Below are 15,210 nucleotides of genomic sequence, written 5' to 3'. Positions count from 1 at the left end.
TGTGAAGATGCAATTACGTTATAGTGATTTGACAGTGGAACAGCTGAAAGAAGAAATGAAACAGCTGAAAATCCAGCAGCAGAAGGCGGAACAGATGGGCAACTTCAGTGAATATCAGATTCTGGAACGCAAGCGGCAAATGGCCAAGGCTTATACGATGAATCCGGATGACTTCAAGCCGGGTGCTACGTATCAGATAAAAGGTGACCGGTCACATGTGTTCACGATCGATTATTTGAATGGCGTCTTTGCTTGGGGCTACCGCCGTCAGGGCGCAGAAACAGGACAAGAGCTGGAAGCTTTGCCGATCAGTGTGCTTGGCAGGGCGACTATGTAATTGCCTCGGCTGAAAAGCCGAGGTATATTTTATCTGCGGTTTTTCTTGACTGCTTGAGTACGGATGATGATATCAGTCTGTGTTTGCTGTGTTTCCCCATTCACCTGGTTATTCGCATGTTTCGCAGTGGTGCGGGGTGACTGAATAACGGAATTGATGGTGCCAGTTTTGGAAAAACGATCAAACTTGGACATGTATCTGCCTCCTCAAGATTTAATGCGCCGCAGTACTTCTAGCTTGTGCTTATTTTTTTGAGATTATGTTGGGTTTCTGATGGAAAGGAAGAAGAATGAATGGAAAATAAATTCCGTGAACTTGCTGCGCTTTTGCAGCAGCAGAACGAACGGCTGACAATAGATGAGGCTCGGACATGGGTCGAGATTCTTTGGGAGGATTTCGAGGCAACACGTGCAAAGGCCGGGCGCAAGTATCAAGGGCAGGACATGACAGAAGCAATTGTCCGTCAGTGGATACAGCATTATGGTCCAAAACTGGATGAATTTCTCGACCGCAATCCTAAGTACCATCATCTATTCATGGAAAGAAGACAACAATAAAAAACCTGGAGAATCAAATCTCCAGGTTTTATAATGCAGATGGATTGTCGTCTGTAACAAGTTTTCGCTGCAGTTTCTGTTCGGAAAAGATCCATCCGGTATAGGAGCTCATCACTTGATGATTATCATCAATTTGAACGACTGCCTTGAATGGATAATGCTGTGCGCTGTTATGATAGCGCAGGTCGATCAGCCGCAGCTCGGTGAAATCATCATACAAATTCACTTCCCATGTGAAAACGGGGGAGAAGCTAAGGAAGGCTGCGATATTCTTGTCTTCCCTGGCAACTTCCATCAGCTTGCTATCGGGTAATGGTTTCCTTACGAATTCATCGATGATACGGAGCTGCCAATTCTCGACTTTGCCGACGTAAAAATGATCGGGTGCTGTAATGGCAACACGCCAGTATGCTTGCTTCATTGTTGGTGAAGTGGCAATGATCTGGGCATCGGGAATTCTATCCTTCACTTGTTTGATGATCCGTCGTTTATCCAAGTAACGCTTCACATAATACAGGACAAGGATCGCGTATATGACTGCAAAGGTCTGACCAGGTTCCAAACCGATCAGCCAGAGACCGATACCGATCACATGCATCGCAAAGATGAAAGGATCGAAGGTATTGATGAAGCCATAAGCGACCCATCGTCTGGAGAACGGCCGGTAAGCCTGAGTGCCGTAAGCATTGAATACATCGACAAATACATGCAGTACAACTGCACCGAAAGTCCAAAGCCATAGATGCAGAAAGTCGATATCCGGCACTAACACGTACAGCAGCAGGGAAATCGCCAATCCCCACAATATGACAGCGGGGATGGAATGCGTGATTCCCCGGTGGTTTCGTAAATAAGAAGCATTGTTGCGTAATTTCAGTACTGTATCAAAGTCGGGTGCCTGTGAACCAAGAATCGTGCCAGCAAGTACTGCATTGAACAATACAGGGTCTTGGTGAACAGCAGGATCGAGTGTGGCAAGCCCACCTAGGGCTATTCCCATGACAATATGGGTACCAGTGTCCATCTTAATGTCCTCCTTCTGATGAAACCAAACCACCTAATACTTTAATTATTGTAACACGGAGCGTGAGTGAATTTGCAATTAGACGATCTACATGTTAAGTTTCAACATTTTTCGATAGATTTATTTCAAAATGATTTGATTAATTGGTTCCAGCAGGAAAAACGTTCACTGCCGTGGCGTGAAAACCGGGATCCGTATCGGATTTGGGTTTCGGAAATCATGCTCCAGCAGACGAAGGTGGATACCGTCATTCCTTACTTTCATCGTTTCATGGAACGCTTTCCGACAATCAAGGCATTGGCCGAAGCAGATGAACAGGACGTCCTGAAGGCGTGGGAAGGCTTAGGTTACTATTCCCGAGCGCGAAATCTTCAAACAGCCGTGCGTGAGGTGGACCAGACCTATGGCGGCAAGGTACCGGACAATGTGGACGAGTTGGGTAAACTAAAAGGTATTGGGCCTTACACAAAGGGTGCTATCCTCAGTATCGCTTACGGTATTCCGCAGCCAGCAGTCGATGGGAATGTCATGAGGGTATTATCCCGAATCCTGTTGATTACGGAAGATATTGCGAAGCCTAAAGCAAGGAAGATCTTTGAGGCGGCAGTCGAAGAATTGATTTCGAGGGAGGATCCATCTTCTTTCAATCAAGGATTGATGGAACTTGGAGCGCTAGTTTGTACACCAAAAAAACCCGCTTGTATGTTATGTCCGGTACAGGAGCATTGTGCCGCATTTCAGCAAGGGCTCCAGGAAGAGCTGCCAATCAAGTCCAAGGGCAAGAAACAAAAGACGATGCCATATCTTTCCGTTATCGTGGAGAACGCACAAGGCGAAGTACTTATTGAAAAAAGACCGGAGGAAGGACTGCTTGCGAATTTGTGGCAATTTCCAATGGCTGATGCAACAGAGGTTTCTGTGGAACAGCTGGCGTATTGGTTCAAGCTGGAGTATGGCATTCAAATCGAGCTTGGCGAAACGCTGCAGCCTGTCCGTCATGTTTTTTCCCATATCATATGGGAAATCATCGTCCTGCATGCGAAAACAGCGGATGCAGCAACGGAACAGGGCCGATTCGTCAGCTTATCGGATATAAATGACTACCCCTTACCTGTGCCGCATCAGAAAATACTGCAGCAAATCCATGTACCAGAATAAACCAGCAGCTTTTTGAACTTTTTTGGATAACAACGCCGCATTCAGGAGAAAGTAATGTGGCGGAGGTGATAACAATGAACAAAAAGACACAATCTGGTACTGATGCACAGAACGTTAAACAACAAAACCAGAAGTCACGTCAAGGCGGTTCCAGCCAAGCGTTTGGAACTGAATTTGCTTCTGAAACAGACGTACAGCAGGTTCAACAGCAGAACCAGCAGTCTCGTCAGAAAGCAAAAGGCGGTTCCAGCCAAGCATTTGGAACTGAATTTGCTTCTGAGACAGATGTACAGCAAGTTCAGCAGCAAAATCAACAATCCCGCAAGTAAGACGGACATCGTCTGAATTGTTACTTTCGTATCAACGGAGCCCTTCAGCACACGCTGGGGGGCTCTTTTGTCGATGCAAGGGCGGCGATCAGCGTTTTTCATTTCCATTGTGTCTGAAATATCTTTATAATATAAAGAAACGATCTTACATATAGGACAATACAAAGGAAGGAAGATTCGCATGGCTGGCCCAGAGGCAGGAACGAAAATTCAGATACACAGCTATAAACATAACGGCCAGCTCCATCGGGTATGGGAAAGCAGCACAGTATTGAAGAGTACGGCAGAAATCCTGATCGGTGCCAATGACCGGACGATGGTCACGGAAAGCGATGGGAGGACGTGGATTACACGTGAACCTGCCATTGTTTATTTCCATGCGAAGCACTGGTTCAACATTATCGGTATGCTGCGTACGGATGGGATTTATTATTATTGCAATATCAGTTCTCCGTATGTATACGATGGAGAGGCATTGAAGTATATCGATTATGATCTGGATATCAAGATATATCCGGATATGACGTTTAAGCTCTTGGATGAAGATGAATTCGATGTACACAAGCGACAGATGAATTATCCTCCTGAAATTGAGAAAATCCTATGGAATCAGGTCGATGTTCTGATCAGCTGGATCAGACAAGGAAAAGGGCCGTTCTCACCTGATTTCATCGATACATGGTATGAGCTGTTCCTAACCTACAGATAAATAACATAAGCTATGAATCCTTGCCGGTACCGGCAGGGATTTATCGTTGTGCACAACAGAGAGGTGATTGTGTTGAGCAGTACGAGACGGTATTTACGTTTTGTAAAGCCGTACAAATGGAAAATTATCTTGACGATTATAATCGGTATAGTAAAATTCGCCATACCTTTACTGATTCCGTTGATTTTAGGGTATGTAGTCGATCATGTCGTCAATGCGGATTCATCGACAGCGGACAAGGTGCAGCGCTTGTTCTGGTTGCTTGGCGGTTCCTTGATTGTCTTTCTCATATTGAGACCGCCAGTGGAGTATTATCGGCAATACTTGGCGCAATGGACGGGTAACCGGGTGCTATATGACATCCGGAACCAGTTGTTCGATCATATCCAGCGTCTGAGCCTTCGGTATTATTCCCAGACGAAAACCGGGGAAATCATCTCCCGTGTGATCAATGATGTTGAGCAGACAAAGAACTTCATCATGACTGGTTTGATGAATGTATGGCTTGACTTGGCCACGATCATCATTGCCGTTGGTATCATGTTTACGATGGATGTGTCGCTGACGCTGGTGGCAATCGTGCTGTTTCCCGTATATGGTGTGGCAATCAAGTATTTCTATGAGCGACTCCGCAGTTTGACGAGGAAGCGGTCACAAGCTTTGGCTGAAGTACAGGGGCATTTGCATGAACGCGTGCAAGGCATCCCCGTCACACGAAGTTTTGCTTTGGAGGATTATGAACAAAAGCAGTTTGATATACAAAACCGTAATTTTCTCGATAGTGCAATCGAGCATACGACCTGGAATGCCAAGACCTTTGCCGTAACGAATACGATCACGGACTTGGCACCCTTGATTGTCATTGCGTATGCAGCGTATGAAGTTATCCAAGGGAATCTTACATTAGGTACGATGGTGGCTTTCGCCGGCTTCATGGACCGCGTATACAGTCCGCTCCGCCGACTGGTGAACTCCTCCACCACACTGACACAAGCGGTTGCTTCCATGGACAGGGTATTCGAATTCATCGATGAGAAATATGATATCGAAGATAAACCCGAAGCTGCGAAACTCACAAAAGTCGATGGCCATGTATCCTTCGAGAATGTTTCGTTTCGTTACGGCGAAGATGAAGGGCTTGTGCTCAAGGATATCTCGCTCGATGTAAAACAAGGGGAGACCATCGCTTTTGTCGGGATGAGCGGCGGTGGAAAATCGACGATTGTCAGCCTCATTCCGCGGTTCTATGATGTGACAGGCGGCCGGATCATGATTGATGGTACCGATATCCGGGATGTTCAATCACGCTCTTTGCGGGATAAAATCGGAATGGTGCTGCAGGATAATATCCTGTTCAGTGAATCAGTCGAGATGAACATCAAACTTGGAAGGCCAGAGGCTACGCATGAAGAAGTAGTGGCGGCTGCAAAAGCAGCCAACGCACACGACTTCATCGAGCATCTACCGGAAGGCTACAGAACATTGGTTGGAGAACGCGGCGTCAAGCTGTCCGGTGGCCAGAAGCAACGGATTGCCATCGCCCGTATCTTCCTCAAGAATCCGCCGATCCTTATTTTGGATGAAGCGACATCGGCACTCGATTTGGAAAGCGAACATCTCATTCAGGAGGCGCTCGAGAAGCTGGCATCAGATCGGACGACATTCATTGTTGCCCACAGGCTGGCAACAATCACACATGCAGACAGAATCGTCGTCGTACAGGACGGACAGATAGTAGAGCAAGGATCACATGTTGATTTGATGGCGCTCCAAGGCAATTACTTCAATCTATATCAGATACAGCATCTGGATGAGGATGCTGGCACATTGAGTACTACGGGAAAAGGATAGATGGACAGGGAAACCTGCTCATCTATCTTTTTTTGTTGATGTGATGTACAAGCGAAATTTTATTATAATCGTAAAGGGGAGTAAGCATCGGAGAAGAAAGGGGGATCCATTTTGAGGAAGGTTGAAGTGTTTTCCGACTATAAAAAGTGGAAGCTTCTGTTCGAAGAAGAAGCAAAAAAGCTAAAATCTATCTTTGGAAATGAGATTGTAGATGTCAACCATATTGGCAGTACGTCCGTTCCGGAGTTAAAAGCCAAACCAATCATCGACATCCTACCCGTTGTTAAGGATATTCGTATTGTTGATGATTTTAATGATGAAATGAAGAACGCTGGATATGATCCAAAAGGGGAGAATGGCATACCAGGGAGAAGATACTTTCAAAAAGGCGGGGATAATCGTACTCATCACATCCATATTTATCAGCTTGGAAGTCATGAAATAGAGCGGCATGTAGCTTTTCGGGATTATTTACGATGTCATCCCGTTGCAAAGCAATGTTATGGAGAGTTAAAGGAGAAATTGGCAGAAAGATATCCATATGATATTGCATCATATATTCTTGGAAAGGAACAGCTTGTTAAAACAATAGAAGCGAAAGCAATGGAATGGTATAAATGGGACAAATGAATGGCTTAGAGGAAGGGAGGAAACCCGAAGTAATGGGTTTCCTGAACCGTGGTCCCTTATTAAAAAATTGCCGCTGCATCAGCGGGTAATTCTTTTACAGTATGAAGGAAGAGAAGCATGGCTTTTTCTTCCTCATCTGCATAAGGAAAAGAAAAATGTGATGCTACATCCAATGCGAGCAGGCGGAATAATGTACAAGCTGTAAAAATGCTTCTCCAAAATGCTTCCTGATCACTATCAGAATACGTCGATTTGTATAACTGCCAATAATCAGCTGGCAGATAATTTTTGAAATACTTACCCATTTTTCCTGGACTCACTTGAAATTGATGCTTGCAGCCAATCCACCAATTCGCCATTTGGTCCAAGCAAGGGCGAATGACTAGCTCGAACATTTGTTTTGCATATGGAAGTTCCCTTCGCCAAATACCTTTAGCGACATTTTGCAAACACCACCAGAAATTATTGGTACAGGCATAATAATCAGCTTCTGACGGCTGGCGGACGTGATAGTCTTTATCGGAAGCAGGAGGGATCAGTGGGAGAATCCCGTCTTTATCTAAAATCGGAACAGTAAGGCTGTCTGCTTCATATGTATTTTGCATTTCTTCAATCGTCTGCAAACGCAGATCAAGTCGATTTCCATCCTGGAAAAGCATAAGGTATCCATAACTATTCGTATCGACATTTAGGCCTCTTAGTTTATCCAGTTTATCTGGTTCCTGCATCATCAGCCGTTCTCCAAACACATCGATCCATTGCGGGTTATCGAGATAGGAAGTCAGATCAGTTACTACATAGACAATGTCATAATCCTGAAAGATATCTTTTGGTACTAGTGGATTGGTCTTGGAACCATTCATATATACCGCGCGTATTTGTTCGTCTTTTCGTGCTACGTTTTTTATTAAATCCATCATTTCGTGATTTGTCCTCAGTCTGAAAACCCCCATAAATTTTGTGTTTCCATTTTACCATTTCCGTTAAATGGATATAAAAAAAGTACATCACTCGATAAAAGTGACGTACTTTATTCCTTTGGCATAACCACTGTAGAGTCTTCGTTGTGGTATCTGAGGTAACTGTTCAATAGACGCTTCAGCCTATCCTGTTCCCTGTGATATTCCATCAGGCGGGAAGCGAGCGGAAGGAAGAGCATCTTCTCTTCGTTTTCCTTGTTTTCGAATACATGGATCAGCAAGTCGACAAGTGCCGGGATATCGGGATCCAGTGTTTCGCGGATATTGCTTTCTTCCTGCTGATGCTTGATACGTCCCATTGCGCTCAGAATAAGTTTCTCATGCGACATGATTGCTTTATCGAGTTCTTCAACGAATTTATCGCTTGAACATGTCGGAAGCTCTGACATCTTTTCTCCAAGATCATACACTTCTTCAAGGATTCCATGGGACTGTTTCAAGGTCGTAATGAGCTGACGGATGACAACGAGTTTTCGGGCTTTCACGAGCCTTTGTTTTTTTGTATAAGTTCGTTCTTCTGTGAATCGGGTATAGATATCGTCTATTTTCTGGATTTCTGATTCGATCCTGGCAATCTCATCCTTCAGAGCTGGCTGGTCGGACCAGTTACGCGTAGCGACACGCAGCCACTGTAGGATTTCAGTGCTGAATTGATCGATTTTCTGCAATAATACAACCTCATATTTTGGTGGAAGAAAAACCAGGTTCACAAAGAAGGCAGATAAAATACCTAATGTCAATGTCGAGAACCGCAGCAGGGCGAATGGTAGAAAATCCATACCGCTTGTATTCTCCATGACAGAAACTAGGGATACGATTGCAATGACACTCTCCCGTATTTTCAGGCTTACACAAAGACCAATGGTCAAGATGGCGGAAACCCCGATGATGATTGGTTCTGTCCCGAATGTATAGTACATCGTAACGGCAACGACCAGACCGACAATATTCCCTTTCACTTGATCCATGAGTCCGATATAGGATTGATAGACGGACTGCCGCATCGAGAAGGCAGCTCCGATGGCAGCGAACACCGGCGTCAGGTGAAGTAAGGTCGCTGCATATAAGGCAAGAGTGATTGCCACGCCAGTTTTTAGCATTCTGGCACCAAGTTTCATTTCTTGGATCCTCCGTTCTTTCCTTGAAAAACTATTCTATATGATGTTACACGAATGCCCTGAGATAATAAAGTATTAACTGAAGAAATATTTCAGACCAAAAAAAGGCATCAGCGAAAGTGCTGATGCCTTCTAGCATACCCTTATTTCATTTGTTCGAAGCTTGTTTTTACCGCTTCGAGTGTACGGTCGATATCTTCTCCTGTATGGGCAGTCGTAATGAACCATGCTTCGTATTTGGAAGGAGCCAAATTGATTCCTTGTGCCAGCATCAGCTGGAAGAACTGTGCGAATTTCTCACCGTCGGATGCGGAAGCTTGTGCGTAATTGGTAACTTTCTCATCGGTGAAGTAAACCGCAAGCGCGCCTTTCAAACGGTTGACAGTGATCGTCACACCTGCATCAGCTGCATGCTGTATGATGCCATTTTCCAATTTTGCACCAAGTTCTTCAAAGCGTTCATACACACCAGGCTGTTTCAGTACTTCCAGACAAGCGATACCCGCTGCCATGGAGGCTGGATTACCAGCCATCGTTCCAGCCTGATATGCAGGTCCGAGCGGAGCTACTTGATCCATGATCTCTTTTTTACCGCCGTATGCACCGATTGGCAGACCGCCGCCGATAATTTTACCCATTGCTGTCAAATCCGGTTCAACACCGAGAAGCTGCTGCGAGCTGCCGTATGTGAAGCGGAAGGCTGTGATGACCTCATCATAGATGACAAGGGCACCTTTCGCATGTGCGTACTCATTCACTTTTTCCAGGAATCCAGGCTCAGGAGTCACGATACCGAAGTTGCCGACAATCGGTTCGACTAGGATACCGGCGATCTGGTCGCCCCATTTTTCCAGAGCGTCGTGTAATGCTTCTGGATCATTGAATGGGACAGTGATCATATCTGCAGCAATCGAAGCAGGTACACCGGCAGAGTCAGGTGTCCCCAAAGTGGATGGACCTGATCCTGCTTCCACGAGCACTGGATCGGAATGACCATGATAGCAGCCGGCAAATTTGATCAGTTTATTGCGTCCGGTATAGGCGCGAGCGACCCGGATGGTTGTCATGACCGCTTCCGTACCAGAGTTTGTGAAGCGGACTTTATGCAAGGAAGGGATTGCTTCTTTCAGCATTTGCGCGAATTGGTTCTCCAGACGCGTCGGTGTTCCGTACAACACACCGTTTTGGGCGGCTTTGGTGATGGCTTCTGTAATATGCGGATGCGCATGACCAGTGATGATCGGGCCGTATGCAGCCAGATAGTCGATGTACTTATTGCCATCTACATCCCAGAAATAAGCTCCTTGTGCTTTTTCCATATAAATCGGAGAACCGCCGCCGACTGCTTTGAACGAACGGGATGGTGAATTCACACCACCGACGATATGCTCCTGTGCTTCTTTATGTAACTGTTCTGATTTAGTCTTATTCATATAGGTGAACCTCCGTATCATTCTCTTATACAGTATAGCATATGCGCCTTGGACCATCGAAAAAAGCGCCTTGGGGCACATAGTCGGGACATGCCGCTCGTAAACTAATTAGAAAAGCGGAGAAAGCAGTTTAGGAGCGTAAGGATAAGAAAGGGAGCCCGGAGTGGGTGTCTCCCATGGAGGGATTCATTGCTTATCCTATAGTTCCTGGCTTTTGCAGATGGACCGGAGGGATGGACATGGTGTTTGTATTGGTGATTGTGATATTCATTGCCTTGATCGGCTGTATGTATTCCTTTTTTAAACACGAGGTGAAATCCTCCTCGATATTTTCCGTCGATTTGTTTTTGTCTTTGTTATTTCTATATGTGAGTGTCATGCTCGCTTTTGGCCTGATTTATTTCATCCTGTCAATCGAGGGCATCGTACTGGCAGAAGGCGGTGACTTGATCGATTCTTCACTTGCAGGTTCCTTGCTGCACTCTATCTATTTCAGCGGCGTTACGTTACTCACTGTTGGCTACGGCGATATCCTGCCTGTAGGTGTCGGTCGTTTCCTTGCCTTGATCGAGGCCTTGATCGGATATTTGCTGCCATCAGGACTGGTTTTGAAAGTATGGCAGCACACAGTCGTAAGGCAGAAAATGAATGGTGAAGGAGATTAGTTGTGCTTCTAGCTTAAATCGGATACGCTAGGACATATCACAAACCCGAGGAGGCCTTTTTATGACAACAGAAATCGGCAAAGCAGCACCAAGTTTCACCTTGCCAGCGACAAACGGAGATATCGTTTCGCTGCATGACTTCAAAGGGAAAAACATCGTACTTTATTTCTATCCAAAAGATAATACACCAGGCTGTACGACAGAAGCGTGCAGCTTCCGGGATAATCATGATAAATTCACTGACTTGAATGCAGTCATCATCGGTGTCAGCCCAGACCCGATCGAAAGCCATGAAAAATTCATCAATAAATTCGATTTGCCTTTCCTTTTGCTTGCAGACGTAGATCATGCCGTAGCGGAAGACTACGAATGCTGGAAGCTGAAAAAGAATTTCGGCAAAGAGTATTATGGAATCGAACGCTCTACTTTTATCATCGATAAAGAAGGAAACCTCCAAAAAGAATTCCGTAAGGTGAAAGTGGACGGGCATACCGAAGAAGCACTGGAGTTCATCCGGGAAAACCTGCAATAATAAGATCAAAGAGCCGATGGTAAATATTCTGTATGATGAGAAAATCGCTGGGAGACTGCATTTTACGCCAGGGGATTCTTATATGAGACCTAAAATGGCAACAGCTCTTCCGTCCATTACTCATTCATTGCCCGGAATACGGCTGCGGAAGAGATTTATTTCGATGATGTACTTATCCGGATGGATGGAATATTTTTGCTGGATGAACTGAAAGGGCTCAATCCGTGACAAGCGCATATACAGGGGAGTAATTGCTGGCATATAGTACAGCATGAAACCTCCCCTACATGATATTGGCTCAGACATTCAGTGTCTGAGCCTTTTTTTATGGAGGATGTCGCTTTTCGTGCCCACTGCAAAAGGGGTATAGTAAAGAGAGAAAACAAATACATACACTTTTGGAGGGGAAGACAGATGCAAGTTCTTGTAGCGGTGAAATTAGATCAGCAAATGAAACAGCAGTTTGAAAGTTCTTATCCAGGTATTACTTTCCACTTCAGTTCCTCAAAGGAAGAGACGGAAGAACTCATCAAGGAAGCGGAAATTTTGGTGACTGGCGGAAGAGGAGCGGATGAGGCATCACTACAAAAAGCGGATAAGCTGAAATGGATCATGGTCATTTCTGCCGGTGTCGATAACCTGCCGCTTGATGTGATGGCGGAAAAAGGCATTATGCTGACAAACGCCAACGGTATCCATCGCATCCAAATGGCGGAATATGCGATTTCGTCCATCCTGGCTGTTGCCCGCAACGAGCGTGCTTTCCTGAAGAAACAGGAGGAACATGTATGGGATAAGAATCTGATGATAGATGAAATCACAGCGAAAAAACTTGTGGTCGTCGGTGCTGGTGCCATCGGTCAAGAAGTGGCTCGTCTAGGAAAAGCCTTCCGCATGCATACAATCGGCGTGAGTCGCAGTGGGTCACCGAAAGACCATTTTGATGAAGTATATAAGCAAAAAGATATCGAAACAGTACTTCCGCATGCAGATTATTTGATTTCCATTCTGCCAAGTACGAATGAAACGAAGTATTTTTATAAAGAAAATCACTTCGACCTTATGCCAAAGCATGCGGTCTTCCTTAATATGGGGCGTGGAGATGCGGTAGCGACGGATGTACTGCTGGATGCATTGAACAAAGAGAAGATAAAGGCTGCTGTGCTGGATGTTTTCGAAGAAGAGCCGCTTCCGGAGGATCATCCGTTCTGGGATCATGAACGTGTTGTGCTGACCCCGCATATGGCAGGTAAATCCCCTCATTATAATGAACGGGCAATGGATATTTTCGAAAAGAATCTAGCGGTATATACAGATGAAGCAGCTGATAAGCAGTATATAAATAAAATTGATTTGGACAGAGGATACTAATGAAGATTTACACAAAAACAGGCGATAAAGGAGAAACTTCACTTATCTATGGAACGCGGGTACCGAAAAATCATCCCCGTGTCGATGCTTATGGTACGTTGGATGAAGCAAATGCGGCCATTGGGACGGCAATCAGTTTATTGACTGTCGAAAACGATTCCTTACGTGAATCACTGCAGCGTGTCCAGACGCTGCTCTTTCATGCAGGGGCTGAACTTGCAACGCCACCTGATAAAAGAGTTCAATGGAAGCTGGAATCGAAGCACACATCCAGTTTGGAGGCGGATATCGATCGTTGGTCAGGGAATCTGCCTCCGCTGAAACAATTCATTTTGCCTGGAGGCTGCCCGAGCTCTGCTGCCTTGCATCAAGCACGTACCATTGTGCGGCGTGCGGAAAGATTGATTGTCGCGTTGTCAGAGGTCGATAGAAGCGGAGAGACACTCCCTTTTATCAATCGTTTGTCGGATTATCTTTTCGTGGCTGCAAGATACGCCAATCACCTTCAAGGGACAGAAGAGACTCCCCTTGTCCCGGATATTTAAAGGAAACCAGGGTTTTTTATTGACAAGATCAAGGAAAGCCCTTTACAATTTAGAAGAAGTATAATGTAATAATAGTCATCGTTTAGACAAATGTTTTATTTACAAGTGAAAGCGAGGTGCATGACGGTGTCTGAACAGAGATTACAAGCAGCAGTGGAGCGATTGAAAGAATCCGGCGTCAGAATTACACCACAGCGTCATGCGGTGCTTGAGTTCTTGCTGAATTCCAAGATCCATCCTACCGCTGATGATATATATCGAGCGCTAGAGGATAAGTTTCCTAATATGAGCGTAGCAACGGTCTACAACAACCTTCGTGTGTTCCGTGAGAACGGGTTGGTACGGGAGTTGACTTATGGAGATTCCTCCAGCCGATTCGATTGTGATACAGATGAACACTACCATTTGATTTGTGATTCATGTGGGAAGATTGTCGATTTCCATTATCCAAGTCTTTATGAAGTAGAGAAGCTCGCTGCCCAGGTAACTAATTTCGATGTAACTCACCATCGGATGGAATTGTATGGTACGTGCCCGGAATGTCAGCAAACAACCAAGCATTAACCTCGAGCGGAGTTCTTCTATAGATAGAAATTGCCTTTGTCACCTTCGTGATGAAGGCTTTTCTTTTGTCAGGTAAAAAAGGATTTTGGAGAAATGTGTTGAATAACTACTAAAATATATAGAATTACATAGCGGAGGGATTGCCTTGGAGAACATTCTTCGTCCGATTTATCAAGAACGTGCTAGTATGCCGAATACATTGGGGATCATCTTAGTGGAAAAGACAAGACCAGTGAGCCCGACCACGGATAATTTCGATATGATTCTGTTGGTGATCGTCAAACAGGCAGCCGAGCCGTGGTTTACGAAGCATTATAGTTATGAAGGAAAAATAGCAGCGATGCATATCGTAGAGGAGTCGCTGCTTCATTATTGGATTGATACTAGTACGTATCGGCGGGCGGTTGAATGGATCTTCGAAGGAAAAGTTGTTTTTGATCGTAATGAATATATCGACAAACTTAAAAAAGAACTGGCTGGTTTTCCATATGAAAAGCGGAAGCTGAAAATGACGATTGAATTTGCGAAATTAATCAGTGCTTATGCCGAGACAAAGGATCTTCATGACAGCGGGCAGTATCTTGATGCATATACGCGAATGGTTCGATGCCTGCACTATCTGGCTCGACTGTCCATTATCGAAAAAGGACACCACCCGGAAGTCACCGTTTGGAATCAGGTGCGTAGAATAGATTCGGAAGTATATAAGCTTTGTGAAGAATTCATCCAGAGTAAGGAAGAAACAGATCAGCGGGTGCAACTCATGCTACTTGCCGTCAATGTCGCCATCAATGCCAGGTCCCACTCGGCCGCAGAGCATCTGCTGCGTGTCATGCGTGTGAAGAAAGAGGCATGGACCTTCGGGGAATTGAAGAATAGACCAGAAGTGGAAGCCTATGCAGCGCATCTGAGTGCTCTCCTCAATTACTTAGAGGAAAAGGAGATCATTGAAGCGGTGCTGACGGAAACAAAAGGCAAAGCAATATACCATCGGGAATACCGAATCAAAGAATTATGATAAGATATACGGGGGCAGTTGCTGATGCGATATAAACTGTCCTCTTTCAAAAATATCGAGTTTGATACGGTATGGGAGGATTATATGTGCTAAGCTAGCTGTGAGCAGTATATTGTAATGGAATTGAATTTTTATAAAAAAACTGTTGACGGCGATTTGTTAGCGTGTTATATTTATATGCGTCGCCAACGAGGAACAACGGCTGACGATAAAGAAAGAAAAAACATGTTGACAACATAAGTTAAAACATGATATGATGTTCTAGTCGCCAAATGAGCGATGGAACGAAATTGATCTTTGAAAACTGAACAAAACAACCAATTACGAACTAAACGACATGATCATTAAGATCAACGTCAGCTCTAACGAGCACAAAGCATCAACACTTT

The 15,210-nt window shown here is 44.9% G+C and carries 19 protein-coding genes; 13 read left to right on the top strand and 6 right to left on the bottom strand.

Annotated features, from left to right (window positions below):
- Window positions 1-7 precede the first annotated feature (7 nt).
- A complete protein-coding gene (locus tag AB1K91_RS16400) occupies window positions 8-337 on the top strand; it encodes a YfhH family protein (RefSeq protein ID WP_413091393.1) in 330 nt (109 codons plus the stop codon).
- Window positions 338-366: 29 nt separating this feature from the next.
- On the opposite strand, the gene AB1K91_RS16395 is transcribed toward AB1K91_RS16400, so the two are convergent.
- Entirely contained in the window at window positions 367-531 is a 165-nt protein-coding gene (locus tag AB1K91_RS16395) for a YpzG family protein (RefSeq protein ID WP_095230634.1), read from the bottom strand.
- A gap of 99 nt (window positions 532-630) precedes the next feature.
- On the opposite strand from AB1K91_RS16395, the gene AB1K91_RS16390 reads away from it, so the two are divergent.
- Window positions 631-894, top strand: coding sequence for a YfhJ family protein (locus tag AB1K91_RS16390; RefSeq protein ID WP_093728028.1), 264 nt, complete (start codon window positions 631-633; stop codon window positions 892-894).
- A gap of 28 nt (window positions 895-922) precedes the next feature.
- On the opposite strand, the gene AB1K91_RS16385 is transcribed toward AB1K91_RS16390, so the two are convergent.
- Window positions 923-1,918: a metal-dependent hydrolase gene (locus tag AB1K91_RS16385; protein WP_413091391.1), complete on the bottom strand. Its 996-nt coding sequence runs from the start codon at window positions 1,916-1,918 to the stop codon at window positions 923-925.
- A 72-nt stretch (window positions 1,919-1,990) separates the two neighbouring features.
- Here AB1K91_RS16385 and mutY point away from each other — a divergent pair, with 72 nt between their 5' ends.
- The 5 genes from mutY to AB1K91_RS16360 all read left to right on the top strand — a co-directional run bounded on the left by mutY (window position 1,991) and on the right by AB1K91_RS16360 (window position 6,595).
- Window positions 1,991-3,076 carry an A/G-specific adenine glycosylase gene (mutY, locus tag AB1K91_RS16380; protein ID WP_413091389.1) on the top strand — a complete coding sequence of 362 codons (1,086 nt, stop codon included), beginning with the start codon at window positions 1,991-1,993 and terminating at the stop codon, window positions 3,074-3,076.
- 74 nt (window positions 3,077-3,150) lie between these two features.
- The gene (locus AB1K91_RS16375) at window positions 3,151-3,405 is read left to right on the top strand and encodes a gamma-type small acid-soluble spore protein (protein ID WP_413091387.1); all 255 of its coding nucleotides are present in this window, start codon (window positions 3,151-3,153) and stop codon (window positions 3,403-3,405) included.
- A 181-nt stretch (window positions 3,406-3,586) separates the two neighbouring features.
- Window positions 3,587-4,114: a nucleoside tri-diphosphate phosphatase gene (gene ntdP, locus AB1K91_RS16370; protein ID WP_093728025.1), complete on the top strand. Its 528-nt coding sequence runs from the start codon at window positions 3,587-3,589 to the stop codon at window positions 4,112-4,114.
- Between the two features lie 72 nt (window positions 4,115-4,186).
- The gene (locus AB1K91_RS16365) at window positions 4,187-5,965 is read left to right on the top strand and encodes an ABC transporter ATP-binding protein (protein ID WP_413091385.1); all 1,779 of its coding nucleotides are present in this window, start codon (window positions 4,187-4,189) and stop codon (window positions 5,963-5,965) included.
- 111 nt (window positions 5,966-6,076) lie between these two features.
- On the top strand, window positions 6,077-6,595 hold the full coding sequence (locus AB1K91_RS16360; RefSeq protein ID WP_413091383.1) for a GrpB family protein: 519 nt from the start codon (window positions 6,077-6,079) through the stop codon (window positions 6,593-6,595).
- A 59-nt stretch (window positions 6,596-6,654) separates the two neighbouring features.
- On the opposite strand, the gene AB1K91_RS16355 is transcribed toward AB1K91_RS16360, so the two are convergent.
- The 3 genes from AB1K91_RS16355 to AB1K91_RS16345 form a co-directional block, all read right to left on the bottom strand.
- Complete coding sequence (locus AB1K91_RS16355) at window positions 6,655-7,533, bottom strand: aminoglycoside 6-adenylyltransferase (protein ID WP_413091491.1); 879 nt, start codon at window positions 7,531-7,533, stop codon at window positions 6,655-6,657.
- A gap of 92 nt (window positions 7,534-7,625) precedes the next feature.
- Window positions 7,626-8,693 (bottom strand): FUSC family protein, encoded by a 1,068-nt coding sequence (locus AB1K91_RS16350; RefSeq protein WP_413091381.1) that lies wholly within the window; start codon window positions 8,691-8,693, stop codon window positions 7,626-7,628.
- Window positions 8,694-8,836: 143 nt separating this feature from the next.
- A complete protein-coding gene (locus AB1K91_RS16345) occupies window positions 8,837-10,126 on the bottom strand; it encodes a glutamate-1-semialdehyde 2,1-aminomutase (RefSeq protein ID WP_413091379.1) in 1,290 nt (429 codons plus the stop codon).
- 239 nt (window positions 10,127-10,365) lie between these two features.
- Here AB1K91_RS16345 and AB1K91_RS16340 point away from each other — a divergent pair, with 239 nt between their 5' ends.
- Window positions 10,366-10,791 carry an ion channel gene (locus AB1K91_RS16340; RefSeq protein WP_413091377.1) on the top strand — a complete coding sequence of 142 codons (426 nt, stop codon included), beginning with the start codon at window positions 10,366-10,368 and terminating at the stop codon, window positions 10,789-10,791.
- Between the two features lie 61 nt (window positions 10,792-10,852).
- A complete protein-coding gene (gene bcp, locus AB1K91_RS16335) occupies window positions 10,853-11,323 on the top strand; it encodes a thioredoxin-dependent thiol peroxidase (protein WP_413091375.1) in 471 nt (156 codons plus the stop codon).
- 120 nt (window positions 11,324-11,443) lie between these two features.
- On the opposite strand, the gene AB1K91_RS16330 is transcribed toward bcp, so the two are convergent.
- Window positions 11,444-11,596: a hypothetical protein gene (locus AB1K91_RS16330; protein ID WP_413091373.1), complete on the bottom strand. Its 153-nt coding sequence runs from the start codon at window positions 11,594-11,596 to the stop codon at window positions 11,444-11,446.
- Window positions 11,597-11,737: 141 nt separating this feature from the next.
- Between AB1K91_RS16330 and AB1K91_RS16325 the strand changes: the two genes are divergently transcribed.
- The 4 genes from AB1K91_RS16325 (at window position 11,738) to AB1K91_RS16310 (ending at window position 14,821) form a co-directional block, all read left to right on the top strand.
- The gene (locus AB1K91_RS16325; RefSeq protein ID WP_413091372.1) at window positions 11,738-12,694 is read left to right on the top strand and encodes a D-2-hydroxyacid dehydrogenase; all 957 of its coding nucleotides are present in this window, start codon (window positions 11,738-11,740) and stop codon (window positions 12,692-12,694) included.
- Window positions 12,694-13,239, top strand: coding sequence for a cob(I)yrinic acid a,c-diamide adenosyltransferase (locus AB1K91_RS16320; RefSeq protein WP_413091370.1), 546 nt, complete (start codon window positions 12,694-12,696; stop codon window positions 13,237-13,239). The genes AB1K91_RS16325 and AB1K91_RS16320 overlap by 1 nt, the downstream gene beginning before the upstream one ends.
- 120 nt (window positions 13,240-13,359) lie before the next feature.
- Window positions 13,360-13,803, top strand: coding sequence for a peroxide-responsive transcriptional repressor PerR (perR, locus tag AB1K91_RS16315; RefSeq protein ID WP_413091368.1), 444 nt, complete (start codon window positions 13,360-13,362; stop codon window positions 13,801-13,803).
- A 145-nt stretch (window positions 13,804-13,948) separates the two neighbouring features.
- A complete protein-coding gene (locus AB1K91_RS16310; protein ID WP_413091366.1) occupies window positions 13,949-14,821 on the top strand; it encodes a nucleotidyltransferase-like protein in 873 nt (290 codons plus the stop codon).
- Window positions 14,822-15,210 lie beyond the last annotated feature (389 nt).

This window comes from Terribacillus jepli, from assembly GCF_047228925.1.
GTDB lineage: Bacteria > Bacillota > Bacilli > Bacillales > Amphibacillaceae > Terribacillus.
This window is presented reverse-complemented; position numbering and strand designations above follow the sequence as displayed.